Source organism: Pseudomonas sp. GW822-FHT01E03, from assembly GCF_058802985.1.
Window position 1 is genome coordinate 88,429 of record NZ_JBXAOQ010000016.1, and the last position, 17,406, is coordinate 105,834.

The 17,406-nt window shown below is 59.3% G+C and carries 13 protein-coding genes; 6 read left to right on the top strand and 7 right to left on the bottom strand.

Going from position 1 to position 17,406, the window contains the following annotated elements; all coding sequences use genetic code 11:
- Positions 1-210 precede the first annotated feature (210 nt).
- Together pcaK and pcaR are read right to left on the bottom strand one after the other, a co-directional pair.
- Entirely contained in the window at positions 211-1,557 is a 1,347-nt protein-coding gene (gene pcaK, locus AC1RP7_RS25620; protein ID WP_057716092.1) for a 4-hydroxybenzoate transporter PcaK, read from the bottom strand.
- Between the two features lie 123 nt (positions 1,558-1,680).
- Positions 1,681-2,523, bottom strand: coding sequence for a pca regulon transcriptional regulator PcaR (gene pcaR, locus AC1RP7_RS25625; protein ID WP_090453552.1), 843 nt, complete (start codon positions 2,521-2,523; stop codon positions 1,681-1,683).
- Between the two features lie 685 nt (positions 2,524-3,208).
- Between pcaR and AC1RP7_RS25630 the strand changes: the two genes are divergently transcribed.
- Together AC1RP7_RS25630 and AC1RP7_RS25635 are read left to right on the top strand one after the other, a co-directional pair.
- The gene (locus tag AC1RP7_RS25630) at positions 3,209-3,409 is read left to right on the top strand and encodes a hypothetical protein (RefSeq protein WP_007986337.1); all 201 of its coding nucleotides are present in this window, start codon (positions 3,209-3,211) and stop codon (positions 3,407-3,409) included.
- 376 nt (positions 3,410-3,785) lie between these two features.
- Positions 3,786-5,261: an inorganic phosphate transporter gene (locus AC1RP7_RS25635; RefSeq protein ID WP_057716094.1), complete on the top strand. Its 1,476-nt coding sequence runs from the start codon at positions 3,786-3,788 to the stop codon at positions 5,259-5,261.
- A 289-nt stretch (positions 5,262-5,550) separates the two neighbouring features.
- Here the strand turns inward: AC1RP7_RS25635 and ccoM are convergent, their stop codons facing one another.
- The 3 genes from ccoM to AC1RP7_RS25650 all read right to left on the bottom strand — a co-directional run bounded on the left by ccoM (position 5,551) and on the right by AC1RP7_RS25650 (position 6,407).
- Entirely contained in the window at positions 5,551-5,661 is a 111-nt protein-coding gene (gene ccoM, locus AC1RP7_RS25640) for a cytochrome c oxidase subunit CcoM (protein WP_007976669.1), read from the bottom strand.
- A 143-nt stretch (positions 5,662-5,804) separates the two neighbouring features.
- The gene (locus tag AC1RP7_RS25645; RefSeq protein WP_008016476.1) at positions 5,805-5,966 is read right to left on the bottom strand and encodes a hypothetical protein; all 162 of its coding nucleotides are present in this window, start codon (positions 5,964-5,966) and stop codon (positions 5,805-5,807) included.
- Between the two features lie 99 nt (positions 5,967-6,065).
- Complete coding sequence (locus tag AC1RP7_RS25650) at positions 6,066-6,407, bottom strand: aspartate-semialdehyde dehydrogenase (RefSeq protein ID WP_090453550.1); 342 nt, start codon at positions 6,405-6,407, stop codon at positions 6,066-6,068.
- Between the two features lie 217 nt (positions 6,408-6,624).
- Here AC1RP7_RS25650 and rapA point away from each other — a divergent pair, with 217 nt between their 5' ends.
- Positions 6,625-9,471, top strand: coding sequence for an RNA polymerase-associated protein RapA (rapA, locus tag AC1RP7_RS25655; protein WP_057716096.1), 2,847 nt, complete (start codon positions 6,625-6,627; stop codon positions 9,469-9,471).
- Positions 9,472-9,641: 170 nt separating this feature from the next.
- On the opposite strand, the gene AC1RP7_RS25660 is transcribed toward rapA, so the two are convergent.
- Complete coding sequence (locus tag AC1RP7_RS25660) at positions 9,642-10,991, bottom strand: spinster family MFS transporter (RefSeq protein WP_349733377.1); 1,350 nt, start codon at positions 10,989-10,991, stop codon at positions 9,642-9,644.
- A gap of 267 nt (positions 10,992-11,258) precedes the next feature.
- On the opposite strand from AC1RP7_RS25660, the gene AC1RP7_RS25665 reads away from it, so the two are divergent.
- Both AC1RP7_RS25665 and AC1RP7_RS25670 read left to right on the top strand, forming a co-directional pair.
- Positions 11,259-11,624 carry a YkgJ family cysteine cluster protein gene (locus tag AC1RP7_RS25665; RefSeq protein WP_046043993.1) on the top strand — a complete coding sequence of 122 codons (366 nt, stop codon included), beginning with the start codon at positions 11,259-11,261 and terminating at the stop codon, positions 11,622-11,624.
- A 147-nt stretch (positions 11,625-11,771) separates the two neighbouring features.
- A complete protein-coding gene (locus AC1RP7_RS25670; RefSeq protein ID WP_493182212.1) occupies positions 11,772-13,988 on the top strand; it encodes a putative bifunctional diguanylate cyclase/phosphodiesterase in 2,217 nt (738 codons plus the stop codon).
- Here the strand turns inward: AC1RP7_RS25670 and AC1RP7_RS25675 are convergent.
- A complete protein-coding gene (locus AC1RP7_RS25675) occupies positions 13,945-14,841 on the bottom strand; it encodes an NAD(P)-dependent oxidoreductase (protein WP_223502360.1) in 897 nt (298 codons plus the stop codon). The genes AC1RP7_RS25670 and AC1RP7_RS25675 overlap by 44 nt on opposite strands.
- A gap of 196 nt (positions 14,842-15,037) precedes the next feature.
- On the opposite strand from AC1RP7_RS25675, the gene AC1RP7_RS25680 reads away from it, so the two are divergent.
- Positions 15,038-17,233 (top strand): hypothetical protein, encoded by a 2,196-nt coding sequence (locus AC1RP7_RS25680; protein ID WP_090453544.1) that lies wholly within the window; start codon positions 15,038-15,040, stop codon positions 17,231-17,233.
- Positions 17,234-17,406 lie beyond the last annotated feature (173 nt).

Here is a 17,406-nt window from a genome sequence, read left to right on the forward strand (position 1 = left end):
GAATGACTGAAGGTTAAGCTTCTGAAAAAGGCCAAACAATCCGATAATCGACTGAGCGTTCGATTATCGAACACATTGTTGCTCGGCTAACAATCCAGATCAAAAGCTTCGCGAGCAAGCCCGCTCCCACAGGGATAAGTGTGATCCTTGTGGGAGCGGGCTTGCTCGCGAAGAGGCCCGCAACAGCAATAAAGAACCCGAGTGATGGCCTCAGGTCGCATCCGCATGACTGACCATGCCCTTGATCACCACTGCCGTCGTCGCCAGCGCCGCCGGAATCACCAGCGCCGTCAGCACTTGCTCGAAGTTCCAGCCCAGGCCCAGCAACGTCGCGCCCATCCACGCCCCGAGGATGGCGCCGAAGCGGCCGATCCCGAGCATCCACGACACGCCGGTGGCCCGCCCCTGAGTCGGATAAAACCGCGCAGCCAGTGACGGCATTGCCGATTGCGCACCGTTGACACACATCCCGGCCACCAGCACCAGCGTCGCCAACAGCGCGATGTTGCCCAGGCTCTGCCCTACCGCGTAGGCAAACACCCCGGCCAGCAGGTAGAAAGTGCCGATGACCTTGTGCGGATTGAACCGGTCCATTGCCCAGCCCACGCCCACCGCACTCAGCACGCCACCAAACTGGAACAGCGCGCCGATGAAGGCGGCCTGCTCCATGCTCGCGCCACTGTCACGCATCAGCGTCGGCAGCCAACTGGTCAGCAGGTAAACGATCACCAGGCCCATGAAGTAGGTCAGCCACAAGAGCAAGGTGCCGGTGCTGTAGGTGCCGGAGAAGATCACCGCGAACACATTGCGCGCCTTCACGGTTTTCTGTTCCGGCACACTGAAACTGGACGCCTGGGCCACCACCGTCGGGTCAATCGGCGCCAGTGCCTTGCGCACTTTGTCCGTACCGCGGTTGCGCACCACCAGGTAACGCGCCGACTCCGGCAGCCAAAACAGCAAAACGACGGCGAGGATCAGCGGCAGCACTCCACCGATCAGCAGCAGGCTGTGCCAGCCAAAGGCCGGAATGAGCTTGGCCGAAATAAATCCGCCGCCAGCCATGCCGAGGTTGAAGCCGCAGAACATGCTGGTCACCAGCAGGGACTTTTTGCGCTCAGGGGTGTATTCCGACAGCAGCGTGGTGGCGTTCGGCATGCCGGCGCCCAGACCCAGGCCGGTCAGGAAGCGCAACACCAACAGCTGATCGACATTGGTGCTGTAGGCCGAGGCCAGGCTGAAGGCACCGAACAACAGCACCGCGCCGACCAGTACGACTTTTCGCCCGAAGCGGTCAGCCAGAGGGCCTGAGCCCAGTGCGCCGAAGACCATGCCGATCAACGCCGCACTCATCACCGGGCCGAGACTGGCTCGGTCGATACCCCAGTCCTGGGACAGGGCCGGGGCGATGAAGCCCATTGCCGCGGTGTCGAGGCCATCGAGGAAGACAATCAGGAAACACAGGATCACCACGCGCCACTGGTAGCGCGAAATGGGTTGGGCATTGATGAAGGACTGCACGTCGAGGCAGTTCCCTACAGCAGACTGAGGCTGGTTCATTATTTTTATCCCACGGATCGCGGTCGAACGATGTCAGCAGATGCCGACGAAGCCGCGACAGTAATGATCCGGAGGAAACAGCGTCAATTCGATAAACGCGACTCTGTGCGTTTATCGAACGGCTTAGGCAAACAACTGGGCGCTGAGGTCGCGGCTGGCGCTCAACAAACCGGGCAGGAAACGCTGTTCCAGTTCATTGCGGCTGACTCGCCCGGCGTGAGTGCTGACATTGAGGGCCGCGACCACCTGCCCGGAAGCGTCGTACACCGGGACGGCAATCGAACGCAGTCCTTGCTCGAGTTCCTGGTCGACGATGCACCAGCCTTGCTTTCGCACCTCTTGCAGGCATTCGAGCAACGCCTCGGGGGTGTGGATCGTGCGGCTGGTCTTGGCTTGCAATTCGGCGTGGTCGAGGTATTCGCCCAGCGAGGTGTCATCCAGTGCGGCCAGCAGGATCCGCCCCATCGAGGTGCAATAGGCCGGCAAGCGCCCGCCCACCGACAGGTCCACCGAAATCAGCCGCTGGGTGGTCGCGGAGCGCGCGATGTACAGAATGTCATCACCCTCCAGCGTGGCCATGTTGCAGGCCTCGTGCAGTTGCTCGCTCATGCGGTCCAGGTAAGGCTGGGCGGAAACCGCCAGCGGCGTTGATGACACATAGGCATGGCCGAGGGTCAGCACTTTGGGCAGCAGCGAATAGGTGCGGCCGTCGGTGGTGGCGTAGCCGAGCTTGATCAGAGTGTGCAGGCAACGACGCACGGCGGCGCGGGGAATTTCCGTGCGGTGACTGATCTGGGCGATGGTCAGGTGTCGTTTGCGCTCCTGGAACGCTTGCACCACGGCCAGGCCACGGGCCAGGGACGTCATGAAATCCGGGTCGCCGGTCAGTGCCTGGATCCGTTTGGCAGGTGAGGCAACGATGGGAGGCGCCACTGAAGCGAAGGAATTGCGCATTTGATCGTTCATACAAGGTCCTTTTACCCATTCGGATCAGCGACTATTACAAAGGGCGAGCCTGGCGCTCAAGCCCGGCCCGCCAACTCCGTGCGATTATCGAACGCTCGACCGATAATCGCAATCCGTCGTGCAAATCACATGCGCTGATGCGCGGTTTTCGCTGACTTGCGCCCCCATGTTTACGGCGACTCGACACAGGACTTAATGGGGCAATCCAATTACCGTAACTTGCCTGATTTAATGGCGTCAGAAAGGCATCGCAGCAATGCGGTATCCGTCGACGTTCTAGTTAATCGCAAAGTTTCGAGCAACAAAACGGTCACACACCAAGATTCACTTTTAACTCTTTGGAGATAGTGTTCTTCAAATCGGCCGCTATAATACAATTCAGTAGCGCTTCGGTTTTTTACTTGCCGAACCCGCTGCCCGGCCAGGCGATGTTCCATCGCCGTTGCCCGTTGCAAGCGCCAGATCCGCATTGCACAGCCTTGCCATCGCGCTTGCCGAAACAGGAAACTGAAGCTACGTCAGCTATTTATCTCTGGTGTCGTGGCCGCCTGTGACATGGAAGTATTGATCACGTTGTTGCCAAAAACGATGCCTTGACGGGCATTGCCCACTCGACGAACGTGATCAAACGATTTGATGCAGCGCGTTTTCACCAGAATTTATCCCAACTCAATCAGGTAGCACTGTGACGAAAGACGAACTGCGCGCGGAACTAGAGCGCCAGGAACAACGTTACAAGGAAGTTTACGGCGGAGAAGTCACCACTTACGCCGCTCAACCCGAACCGGAACGCAAACCCTGGCGTAAACGCGCCACCGTTCAGGATCAGGTTTTCCAGCAAGAACTTCAAAAAATGGAAAAGGAACTCAAAGCCGAAGAGCCGTGACTGCTTCGGCCTGATCCTTACAAGAACCTGCCTCTGCACCCGTTAAAAGCGGGATGTATTGATGTTGCCTTTCGCGCCCGCTACGAGCGGGCAGCGGCCATCACCGTCGTCGAATCAGGCAGATTTCCGGTATCTGACCTATTTCTCAGATTTTTCTCACAACCGTTCAAGCCCCTCCTGCCGGGCGGTGAAGGTTTTGTGACAGTCTATTTTTTCAATAAAATCAATGACTTAAAAAACACAGCAAAACCGTGGGTTTTCAGGTCCTGCGGCAAAAAAATTCGTTGAAGAATGTTACCGATGAGCAGCTAGTGCATTGATTAGCAGTCTTTTCTGGCATAATCGCGCCCCCTTATGACCGGGTCAGAAAACCTTCATGATCGATTTATTCAGCGGACTGGATGCTTGGGTGCTTGTGAGCCTCTTGCTCGCCCTGGCCTTTGTCCTCGCCTTCGAGTTCATCAACGGCTTTCATGACACCGCTAACGCGGTGGCGACCGTTATCTACACCAAAGCCATGCCGCCTCACCTGGCGGTGTTCTTCTCCGGTGTGTTCAACTTCCTCGGCGTGCTGCTGGGCGGGGTCGGCGTGGCGTATGCCATCGTCCACCTGCTGCCGGTAGAACTGCTGATCAATGTGAACACCGGTCACGGACTGGCCATGGTGTTCTCGTTGCTCGCCGCAGCCATCACCTGGAACCTGGGCACCTGGTACTTCGGTATCCCCGCCTCCAGTTCCCACACGCTGATCGGCTCGATCCTCGGCGTGGGCCTGGCCAACGCCCTGATCAACGAAATTCCGTTGGCCGACGGGGTGAACTGGCAAAAGGCGATCGATATCGGCATGTCGCTGGTATTCTCGCCAATGGCAGGCTTCCTGATCGCCGCGCTGATTCTGATCGGTCTTAAATGGTGGCGTCCGCTGTCGAAGATGCACAAGACGCCGGAACAGCGCCGCAAGATCGACGACAAGAAACACCCGCCGTTCTGGAATCGCCTGGTACTTGTGATCTCGGCCATGGCCGTGAGTTTCGTGCACGGTTCCAACGATGGCCAGAAAGGTATCGGCCTGATCATGCTGGTCCTGATCGGTATCGTGCCGGCCCAGTTCGTCCTCGACCTGAACAGCACGACCTACCAGATCGAACGGACTCGCGACGCTACGTTGCACCTGAGCCAGTTCTACCAGCGCAATTCCGAAACCCTGGGCGAGTTCCTGGCCCTGGGCAAGAGCTTGAACGGCGACTTGCCGGAGAAATTCCGTTGCAACCCGCAACAGACCGAACCGACCATCACCGCCCTGCTCGGCACCCTCAAGGGTGTAGCCGACTACCATTCGCTGTCGGCGGAAAGCCGCATCGAAGTACGTCGTTACCTGCTCTGCCTGGATGACACCGCGAAGAAAGTCAGCAAGTTGCCAACGCTCGGGGCCCGTGAAAAGGCTGACCTGGACAAGTTGCGCAAAGACCTGACCACCACCACTGAATACGCCCCGTTCTGGGTGATTCTGGCGGTAGCACTGGCCCTGGGCCTGGGCACCATGGTCGGCTGGAAACGCGTGGTACTGACCATTGGCGAGAAGATCGGCAAGCAAGGCATGACTTACTCCCAAGGCATGTCGGCGCAGATCACCACCGCCAGCCTGATCGGCATGGCCAACATCTTCAGCCTGCCGGTTTCCACCACCCACGTGCTGTCCTCGGGCGTGGCGGGCACCATGGTCGCCAACAAGAGCGGCCTGCAAGGCGGCACCGTCAGAACCATCCTGCTGGCCTGGGTATTGACCCTACCAGCCACCGTGGCCCTGTCGGCCGGGTTGTTCTGGCTGGCCTCGAAGGCGCTGGGTAGCTGATACAGCGGCATCGAAAAAGGCGCGCTCCGCAAGGACCGCGCCTTTTTTATTGCCGCCAATCGCAAAAAATCACTGTAGGAGCGAGCTCTGCTCCGGGCGGCGTTCCGACGATGACCGCAAGGACAACGCGTACATTCAGGCAGCCCGCGTCATCGCTGGCGTCCATCGCGAGCAGAGCTCGCTCCTACAGGGTTACGTGTTTACCGATAGTTTTTTACAGGCAAAAAAAAGGGCAACCGAAGTTGCCCAAAATGCCTTGCGTGCTCATTACATCCAGAAAGAACTACGGTTATTTCCGCTTGTGCGAATCCTTCCAGATAAAAAGTCCGAACCCTGCAAAAAATACAAACATGAGGCTGACAGTCAGCACTCCGGCGATCACCACGTTGTCGAAAAACATGACGCGTCTCCTGTACCTGCCCTGTTGCGATAGGGCTAAGTTAACCAAACGGGCAGGAGAGAATATTGACCGGGATCAATGTCGCCCGAGACTGGGCAAGAGGAAGGGAGAAGTTTGACCCGCATCAATGAATGCGGGGGATTTCAGCGCTTTTTCGGTTTGTTTTTCGGCTTTTTTTTGGCCTTGCCCAATGGCATGGCCTGCTCGAACGCCTGGCGAACTTCATTGAGCCGCTTGTCATTGAGGTCATGAACACGCTTGGCGCGCTCGGCATTGAGGTCAATCAGTTTGTCGTCTTGGCTCATGGCAGTCAGTGCATCGCTTGAAATGAGTTTAAGCCGCCGTAGCGTTCGGCAACCCTGCGCCAATAATGCGGCCTGACGGCCGTGCTGACCAGCCTGCGCTCAAATCTCGATATCGACCCACAACCCTTGCCGCGGCTGATCTTCCATCAGCGGCGCCACCGGCACGGTGTTGTCGGCATTGAGCTCATCCCCGGGAATCGCCAGGTGAGCCTGCGGGTCATTATCAGCTTCGTGGCGACGTCGTTCCTGGTCCTGCCTGCGGCGCTGTTCCTCGCGCAGCACCAGTCCGTCCTCCTCAGGATTGCGCTTTTGCAGGTCGATCGTGCTTTCACTGGAGCTTTCCTGAACCGGCACCACCGGAGGAATATCCGGACGCTGACGGATCGGGTCGGTCTGTGAAGTGATCGGCACGGCACTCAAGGGGAGCATCGGTGGCAGCATGGTTTTCAGTCTCCTGTCAGCAGGCTGTCGGCTGCGGGGATGGCGACTTGAGCCATCGGTCGCAAACTGTGACTCATTTGGCACTCATTAGTGCACCGGGCGGCGCGTCATGCACAGGTGGGCTAACGTATGACTGTGAGTTTTTCTGAGAGTCCTTTGGCCCTGAGGCCCTCATTCCGTTAAGATAGCCCGCTTTTTCAGGTGGGAGTCAGGCAGCATGGCGCAGCAGTATCAACCGGGGCAACGCTGGATCAGTGACAGCGAAGCCGAGCTGGGTTTAGGCACCGTTCTGGCACAGGACGGCCGCTTGTTGACCGTGCTCTATCCGGCCACTGGCGACACTCGCCAGTACGCGCTAAGGAATGCGCCCCTCACCCGTGTGCGGTTTTCGCCCGGTGACTCCATCACTCACTTCGAAGGCTGGAAGCTGACCGTTCGCGAAGTCGACGACGTCGATGGCCTGCTGGTTTACCACGGCCTCAACGGGCAGAACGAAGTGGTCACCCTGCCGGAAACCCAACTGTCGAACTTCATCCAGTTCCGCCTGGCCAGCGACCGTCTGTTCGCCGGCCAGATCGACCCACTGGCCTGGTTCTCCCTGCGTTACCACACACTGGAACACACCAGTCGCCAGTTGCAGTCCTCCCTTTGGGGTCTGGGTGGCGTGCGTGCGCAACCGATCGCGCACCAGTTGCACATTGCCCGCGAAGTCGCCGACCGTATCGCGCCACGGGTTCTGCTGGCCGACGAAGTAGGCCTGGGCAAAACCATCGAAGCCGGCCTGGTGATCCATCGCCAATTGCTCTCGGGCCGCGCCAACCGCGTGCTGATCCTGGTTCCGGAAAACCTGCAGCACCAGTGGCTGGTCGAGATGCGTCGCCGCTTTAACCTGCAGGTCGCGCTGTTCGACGAAGAACGCTTCATCGAAAGCGATGCCAGCAACCCCTTCGAAGACACCCAGCTCGCACTGGTCGCGCTTGAGTGGTTGGTGGACGACGAGAAAGCCCAGGACGCGCTGTTCGCGGCGGGCTGGGACTTGCTGGTGGTCGACGAGGCTCACCACCTGGTGTGGCACGAAGATCAGGTCAGCCCCGAGTATTCCCTGGTCGAGCAACTCGCGGAGACCATTCCCGGCGTGCTGCTGTTGACCGCCACCCCGGAACAACTGGGCCAGGACAGCCACTTCGCTCGTCTGCGCCTGCTCGACCCGAACCGTTTCCACGACCTGCAAGCCTTCCGCGCCGAGAGCGAAAACTATCGCCCGGTGGCTGAAGCCGTTCAGGAGTTGCTGGACAAGGGACGCCTGTCGCCGCAAGCCCACAAGACCATCCACGGCTTCCTCGGCAACGAAGGCGAAGCCCTGCTGGCCGCCGTCAACGATGGCGACACCGAAGCCAGCGCGCGTCTGGTGCGTGAATTGCTCGACCGCCACGGCACCGGCCGCGTGCTGTTCCGCAACACCCGCGCTGCCGTGCAGGGTTTCCCGGAGCGCAAGCTGCACCCGTACCCGCTGCCGTGCCCGGACGAATACCTCGAACTGCCATTGGGCGATCACGCCGAGCTGTACCCGGAAGTCAGCTTCCAGGCCCAACCGGACGCCAGCGAAGAAGAACGCTGGTGGAAATTCGACCCGCGCGTCGAATGGCTGATCGATCAACTGAAGATGCTCAAGCGCACCAAAGTGCTGGTGATCTGCGCCCACGCCGAAACCGCCATGGACCTGGAAGACGCCCTGCGCGTGCGCTCCGGCATCCCGGCCACGGTGTTCCACGAGGGCATGAACATCCTCGAGCGTGACCGCGCCGCCGCCTACTTCGCCGACGAAGAATTTGGCGCACAGGTGCTGATCTGCTCGGAAATCGGCAGTGAAGGTCGCAACTTCCAGTTCTCTCATCACTTGGTGCTGTTCGATCTGCCGTCCCACCCGGACCTGCTGGAACAACGTATCGGTCGACTGGACCGGATCGGCCAGAAGCACATCATCGAACTGCACGTGCCGTATCTGGAAACCAGCCCGCAAGAGCGCCTGTTCCAGTGGTACCACGAAGCACTGAATGCGTTCCTCAACACCTGCCCGACCGGCAACGCCTTGCAGCACCAGTTCGGCCCGCGCCTGCTGCCGCTGCTCGAAGAAGCCGATGACGGTGAGTGGCAAGCGCTGATCGACGAAGCCCGCACCGAGCGTGAGCGCCTTGAAGCCGAACTGCACACCGGCCGCGACCGTTTGCTGGAGCTCAACTCCGGTGGCGCTGGCGAAGGTGATGCGCTGGTTGAAGACATCCTCGAGCAAGACGATCAGTTCGCCCTGCCGATCTACATGGAAACCCTGTTCGACGCCTTCGGCATCGACAGCGAAGACCATTCGGAAAACGCGCTGATCCTCAAGCCGAGCGAAAAAATGCTCGACGCCAGCTTCCCGCTGGGCGACGACGAAGGCGTGACCATCACCTACGACCGTAACCAGGCGCTGTCTCGCGAAGACATGCAGTTCATCACCTGGGAGCACCCGATGGTTCAGGGCGGCATGGACCTGGTGCTGTCCGGTTCCATGGGCAACACCGCCGTGGCGCTGATCAAGAACAAGGCGCTGAAACCTGGCACCGTGTTGCTGGAACTGCTCTATGTCAGCGAAGTGGTTGCCCCGCGCTCGCTGCAACTGGGCCGCTACCTGCCACCGGCCGCCCTGCGTTGCCTGCTCGATACCAACGGCAACGACCTGTCGGCCCGCGTGTCGTTCGAAACCTTGAACGACCAGCTCGAAAGCGTGCCGCGTGCCAGCGCCAACAAGTTCATCCAGGCCCAGCGTGACCAACTGACGCCACGGATCAACGCCGGTGAAGCGAAGATCCTGCCGCGCCACACTGAACGTGTCGCCGAGGCGCAGCGTCGCCTGGCCGCCGATACCGACGAAGAACTGGCGCGCCTGACCGCCTTGCAAGCGGTCAACCCGACCGTGCGCGACAGCGAACTGGTGGCCCTGCGCAAACAACGCGAGCAAGGCCTGGCCATGCTCGACAAGGCTGCGCTGCGACTGGAAGCGATTCGGGTGCTGGTGGCGGGCTAACAACCCTTCTCCACCGCTATAAAAAGAAGGCCCGCAGCGATGCGGGCCTTTTTTGTTTACTTCAAATTCAGTAGTGCTGCTGATGACCTCATCGCGAGCAAGCTCGCTCCCACATTGGATCTTCAGTGCCTATGAGATACCTGTGGGAGCGAGCTTGCTCGCGATAGCGGTTAAGCAGTCACCGCAGAACTGTCAGGCTCAACCACCGCCACCAACCCGTCCTTCATCCGCTTGGCGTCCCTCACAAAACACCGCGAAGCCAGGAACAGAAACACCACGGTGAGCAACAACGCCACCGGTATCAGGTACATCGCGTCATGCAGGCCGACCGCCTTAAACGCCTCAGTCATTTGCTCCGCGCCCGCCGCAAGCATCGCCGTGTGGGCGAAGTGATCCGACAAGGCCCCGACCACCACCGGCCCCAGACCACCGCCCAACAGGTACAGCCCGGCAAAGAACAGCGCCATCGCCGTTGCCCGCAACCGCGGCTCGACCACATCCTGAATCGCCGTGTATACGCAGGTATAAAAGTTGTAGGCGAACAGCCAGCCCATACTGAATACCGCGACAAACACACCGATCTCGATTCGCCCGGAATGCAGCGCCCACGCGGTGCAGACCGTCGAAATCACCAGGCTGAAGGCGGCAAACAAAAGCCGTCCGTTGGCGATGCGCTGGTGAATCTTGTCCGCGATCCAGCCACCGAGGGTCAGGCCGACCAGCCCGGTCACACCGACAATAACTCCGGTCGCCACTGCGGCATCCTGCAACGGCATGAGGAAGTAGCGTTGCAGCATCGGCACCAGAAACGAGTTACAAGCATAGGTGGCGAAGTTGAAACACAGGCCGGCCATCACCAACCACAGGAAGGTTGGCACTGCCAATACCCGTCGGATCGGCCGATCGATTTTTTCCTGCGAAACCTGAACGCTCTCGGCAGCGCCGCGCTTTGGTTCCTTGATGAAAAACATGAAGACCGCCAGGATCAGCCCGGGCACCGCCGCGATAAAGAACGGTGCGCGCCAGCTATCGAAGGCCTTGACCATCGCGCCAATGGTGAAGAACGCCAGCAACAGCCCCAAGGGCAGCCCCAGCATGAAGATCCCCATGGCCCGCGCCCGACGGTGCGCCGGAAACAAGTCGCCGATCAGCGAGTTGGCGGCTGGCGCGTAACTGGCCTCGCCGATGCCGATGCCCATGCGCACGATCAGGAAGCTCCAGAAACTGCCCACCATGCCGTTGACGGCGGTCAACCCGCTCCATACCGCCAGCCCCCAACCCATCAGCTTGCTGCGCGAGCCGGTATCGGCCATGCGCCCCAGCGGCAAGCCGGCAATGGCGTAGACGATGGTGAATGCCGTCCCGATGATCCCCAACTGGAAATCACTGAGGTGCCATTCCATGCGAATGGGCTCGATGATGATGGCCGGGATGGTGCGGTCGAAAAAATTGAACAGATTGGCCAGGAACAACAGGAACAGAATGCGCCAGGCATTGGCCGCTTGGGTCGAGTTCTGCATGGGTCCGTCTCTTTTATTGTTTTTGGGGCGTCACTGCCCCCGGACTTTACAATCTAGACAGGCCGGCCGCGCCTGTCTTTCATTATTCGCCAGGCTGATACCAACCCATGGGACGCAACCTGTAGGAGCTTTCGCGGGACGGGTATTTCGCAGTCCGTCCGAGCGATGAAAAATACCTTTCAGCCCCCCTTCCCAAGCCGTTGGCGAAGCCTAGAATAGCGGCCTTGTTTCCCCCCTGTGTCTCCACTCCTCCTTAGATAATCGCCCATGTCCGAAGCCAGTCCGTGTCTGAATTGCGGTGCCTGCTGTTCTCATTTTCGCGTGTCATTTTTCTGGGGTGAATGCGCCTCGTCCGGGGGGACGGTACCCGATGAGCTTGTCGAGCAGATCAGCCCCAGTCGGGTCGCGATGCTCGGAACCGGCTGCAAACCCGTGCGCTGCACCAGCCTGGTCGGAGACGTGGGCAGTACGGTGCAGTGCTCCATTTACGAAAAACGCTCCAGCACCTGTCGGGAGTTCGACGCTTCGTGGGTCGACGGCCTGGCAAATCCCGATTGCGACGCGGCCCGTGCCGCTTTCGGCTTGCCGGCCCTGCAACCCGCGTTCGAGACGCCTCAGAAGCAAATCGCCTGAGTCATATCACTAATCGCTATTAGGCTAATATCAAAAAAATTGGCATCAATGTGCCACTACCGCTTGCGCTCCATCCACGCCCTCTATACTCCACGACATTCGCCGACGCTCCTTGCGCCGACCTGAAGCTTAACGATGGGGCATGCTATGGAGTGGCTTGGTTTGCATTTCATTACCGAGCTACCAGAGACTGGGCAGGTCATACTTAATTGCACACATGACCCGTTTCTGGTGCTGCTGGCTTATCTGGTCGCCTGTGTCGGCGGTTTCGCGACACTGGACATGGCCGAACGGGTTGCTCACGCTGAAAAATCCGCGTCCCAAACGCTCTGGCGCTGGGTGGGCAGCGGATGCCTGGCCGGCGGCATCTGGGCCATGCATTTCGTCGGGATGCTGGCATTCCAGGCGCCTATCGATCTTCACTACCAACTGCCTGTCACGGTGTTCTCGCTAACCATCGCGCTGTTCGCCGCATGGCTGGCGATGCGTACCCTCAGCCTTCCTGAGCTGAGTTTTCGACAGTGCCTCACGTCATCGGTCGGGATCGGCCTGGGTATCGCGACCATGCATTACGTGGGCATGACGGCCATGCACTCCAATGCCTCGGTCTATTACCATCCGGGCCTGTTCGCCCTTTCCATCGCGATCGCGATCGGTGCCGCGCTGGCCGCCTTGTTGCTGGCATGGTATCTGCGCGACGGTGCAGGCATGCTGCATCAGCTTTTCAAATTCGGCGCCAGCCTGGTGCTCGGGGCGGGCATCCTCGGTATGCACCTCACTGCCATGGCCGCCTTCAACATGGTGATGCCCAGCGACAGCCTGCCAGCGCAAACCGGCGAACACAGCCATCTGCAACTGGCGCTGACCGTGACAGTCATCACCCTGCTGATCATCGGTAGCAGCATCAGCGCGGCACTGGCGGACAAGAAGCTGCAACACAAGGACCACGACCTGCAACGGGTCAACTCTCTGCTAAGCCAACTTGATCAGGCGCGCATGTCGCTGCAACAGCTGGCGCACTACGATGCGCTGACCAACCTGATCAACCGCCGTGGGTTCAACCAGGTCTTCGCTGAAAAACTCATCGAGAAAAGCAACAAAGGCGGGATGCTGGCGGTCATGTTCCTGGACATCGACCATTTCAAGCGGATCAACGACAGCCTTGGCCACGATGCCGGTGACGAACTGCTCAAAGTGCTTGCCGGGCACATCAAGAGCTCTGTTCGCAGTCATGAGGATGTGGTCGCTCGCTTCGGCGGCGACGAGTTCTGCCTGCTCATCGACTTGCGTGATCGTGACGAAGCGCGGCAGATGGCCCAACGCATCATGCTGAAAATGAAGGAGCCCATCGAGTTGGCCGGCAGGCGCATGGTCATGACCACCAGCATCGGCATCAGCCTGTTTCCGGAAGACGGCAAGACCTGTGAGGAACTGTTGAAAAACGCCGACCTGGCGCTGTATCAGTCCAAGGGCAGCGGCCGCAACGGGCTGAGTTTTTTCAGTGCCGACCTGAAAACCCGCGCCACATTCGAGCTGCAATTGGAAGAAGAGTTGCGCCACGCCCTGCGTGAAGACACCGGTTTGATGCTTTATTATCAGCCGATCTATGACCTCAAGACCGGTCAGGTGAGCAAGCTCGAAGCCTTGATCCGCTGGCAACACCCGGTCCACGGTTTCCTCGTACCGGATCGTTTTATCGCCATCGCCGAAGCCAATGGCCTGATCGCCGAGCTGGACAACTGGGTGCTGCGCAAGGCCTGCGAGGATCTGGGCGAGTTGTCGCGCCAAGGCTGTGAAGACCTGAAGATCGCCGTGAACTGCTCGCCCCTGAACCTGGCGCGCGAAGAACTGGCCGATGAAATCGAGTACGCATTGCGGGCCTCCGGTGTAGAGCCCCACCGTCTGGAACTGGAGGTCACCGAAAACGCCTTGATGGGCAATATCGCCGACACCCTGGTGCTGCTGCGCCAGATACGCGCCCTCGGCGTTTCACTGTCTATCGATGACTTCGGCACCGGCTATTCATCCCTGGCCTACCTCAAGCGCTTGCCGCTCAACACGCTGAAAATCGACCGCTCGTTCATCCAGGACATTCCCAAGGCGACCCAGGATATGGAAATCGTCCAGGCGATTATCGTCATGGCCCATACCCTGCACCTGCAAGTGGTCACCGAAGGGGTCGAAACCTTCGAGCAATACCAGTTCCTGGAAGACCATGGCTGTGACTTCGTTCAGGGCTATCTGCTGAGTCGGCCGGTGCCACTGGCCGAACTGCATCCGGTACTGAAAGAAATCAACCAGCGCAAGCACGCCTACACCGTCACGACGCTGAGCCTGGTTCACGGTACATCTGCACTAATGTAGACGGGTCCTTTTCAAGAAACCCCTGACTCCCATGCAGGCGCATCAACTGCGCGGCCAGACCGCTGATCGGTGTCGCCGAGCCTTGTTCACGGGAAAACTTCACCGCTGTATCCAGATCCTTGAGTAACGTCCGTACGTGCCACTTGACCGGTTCGAATCGATTTTGCGCCATCTGCGGAGCCAGGATCTGCAAGGGTTTCGAATCGGCAAAGCCGCCGGCCAGCGCTTCGGCGATCAGGCTGGCATCAACCCCGGAACGCTCCGCCAACGCGACCACTTCGGCAATCACCAATGCATTGCAGGCGACGATCATCTGATTGCACGCCTTGGTCACCTGCCCGGCCCCGACGCCGCCCATGTGTGTCACACGCTGCCCCAGGTTCAACAGGACAGGCCGGACCCGCTCCAGATCCTGTAGCTCACCGCCGACCATGATCGCCAGGCTTCCAGCCTCGGCACCGACCACGCCACCGGACACCGGCGTATCGAGCCAGCCCATGCCGGTTTTAGCGGCAAGTTCTGCAGCCATTTCCCGCGTAGCGTTGGGCTCCAGGCTGGAGAAATCCACCAGCAGCTGGCCTTTTTTGGCACCCTCCACAACACCTGCCGGACCAAACACCACCTCGCGTACGACCGAGGTATCGGCCAGGCACAGCATCACCACGTCAGCGTGCTGGCACAGTTCGGCCGGGCTGGCGACCTGGCGCGCGCCGGCCTCCACCAGCGGCTTGCACTTGTCCGGATTGCGATTCCATACCGCCAGCGGATAACCCGCGGCCAGCAGGCGCCGGCACATCGGCAGCCCCATCAGGCCGATCCCGGCAAACCCTAACGAAGGTAGCGTTGACATCATTTTGCCTCTTCTTGATTAAAGATCACCGAATATTGGCCGATTCATCATGACTCAGGAAAGGATTCACTCCGAGCAATGCTCAGGCTAAAGACCAAGGCATGGTCCAAGTACGCGCTGAAAAAAGACGCGATTGTATTCCGTGACGGTTCGACGACAGTGAGTCGGCCAACCAATCAGCCCAGGTAGATGGCGAACTATGACTTCTAAAAACAACCCGGCCACTGCGGTAACCGATCTGACGTTGAGCCCCGCGGCCAACAGCCCGTCATCACCTAAGCCATCGATTCAATCGCGCCCATTGGCGACCCAGCAATACCTGTACTTCACCGAAACCAACACCGACCGCATCCTCGACAACCTCGACGGCCTGCGCGACATGGTGTTCCCGCGCGCACCGCACCTGGAAGGCGACAGCGAACAGCACAGCGATCAGGAATTCCCGTCGGTATGCCTGATCGGCCTGGGCCGCTGTGGCTCGAACATTGCGCTGGACGTGGCGGAACTGGTGTACAACGCCCGCAAGTTCTACCTCAACGAATTCAACAACGAAGATCGCCTGTCGCCGGACAAGCGTTTTGCCGAAAAGGGTTACAGCCCGGCCCAGTGGATTCGCAACAACCTGCGCCTGGGCCAGAACAAAAACACCAAGCCGGTGTTCCTGGTCGAGCCGCTGGTGATGCTCGGCGACCTGGACAAGGACATCGCCGGGCGCATCCGCTTCTCGCGCAAGGGCGAAAAAAGCGGCTTTCTGCGCGACTACAGCAAGATGAAGATCATGGACCTGTCGGAAGTCCATGCCGGTGGCGCCGGTAACGCGCCGATCCTCGGCCAGTACCTGGCCAAGATCATCCTGAACAAGGACACCCAGCGCTTCTCCAGCCCCGACTGGAAAATGATTCACTCGTACCTGATCGACAGCTGCGGCATCAAGGCCAACCAGTCGCGCCTGTATTTCTCGATCTTCAGTGCCGGCGGCGGTACCGGCTCGGGCATGGCCTCGGAGTTCGGCCTGGCCCAGCAGCACTCGTACATGAACAAGACGTTCGACACCAAGCCGATGGACGAGCACGACAGCAAGAGCGGCCACTCCTTCGTCTTCGAACCGATCTTCACCAGTGGCATCTGTGTACTGCCGAACATTTCAGATCACCGCAGTGAGATGTCCGAGGCGCTGCACATCAACGCCGGTCGCCTGTTGTGCAAATACCTGTCGGAAGAGTGGGACTTCTCCTACAACTTCGCCAACGAAGACAGCAGCGAAGCCAGCGTCATGGGCCGCATCCGCCCATGGAACGCGATGATGCTGATCTCCAACGACATCATGCGTTACGCCGAAGAGAACGATGACGGCAATATCCAGAACATTGATGTCAATGCCATGGAAAAGCATGCCAACCAATACATCTCGCAGCAGATCTTCAACATTCTGACGGCCCAGGCGGTGACCACCGACTACGACCAGAACTATTTCCGTCGTGCCGGCATCGACATCGGTGAAACCATCCGCCTGGACGCCAACGACCTGTTCATGAGCCTGGCCGGCCCGGTGGCGATTGCCTACGCCGAGTCCGTGGTGCCGGAAACCCCGGCGCCGAGCAGCGACAAATTCAAGGTGTTCGAGAAAGAGCCGCAACGCCTGAACATCGACGACCTGTTCTTCCGCTCGATCGACCTGCCGCACTTCAACAAGGTCACCCAGGCCATCGAGGGCATCAGCCTGTTGCCGATCGAGTCCAAGCGCTATCGCGCGTCACTGGAGCAGTACAAGAACTCGGGTTACGACGCGGCGGCCCTGCATGACCTGCACTTCTTCAAGAATTGCTCGTCGGTGGTGTCGATCGTTTCGTTGCCGAAGGACTACAAGCTGTCCTACATGGATTTGAACCGGTTGAAGACTCATCTCAACAGCCTGTTCCCCAACACCACGCTCAAGCGCTACGCGCTGGTGATCGGTGCTTCGGCCAACCTGTCGCTGACCACCCTGATCGCCAAGAGCCCGTGCCTGTCGGACGATTTCCTGACGCTGATCGTGGCCTTCATCAAGCGCTGCTTCGCGAAAAACCCGTACCGCTTCGACGAGACCCTGGACAACTCGATCCTGGACTTCATCATCAACGAACAGTTCGATGAAGACCGGATTGACGAACTACTCAACGAATTCGAGAACCCGGCGAAGATCCTCGATACCAACTGGTACGCGATCAAGCCGATGTACGAGAAGAAGTACCGTGAGCTGATCAACGACAAGGACAAGTTCGTCTCGATCAACGACATCCGCCTGTCCCGGGATTGCGTGAAGAAATCGATCAAGTACCTGCGCGAGATCTACCGTCACCGCATCGGCAAGACCAAGGTTATTTCGTTGAATAACCATACGGGCAAAACGGCTTAACAAGACGCGAAAACTCACCGTCCCTATCGCGAGCAAGCTCGCTCCCACAGTTGACCGCGTTCTGTTTGAAAGAATGCGATCCCTGTGGGAGCGAGCTTGCTCGCGATGGCGGCCTTGAATTACTGCAAATCAACATTCAGAAACAATTGAGCAGACGTTCAGTTGCCCTCCCA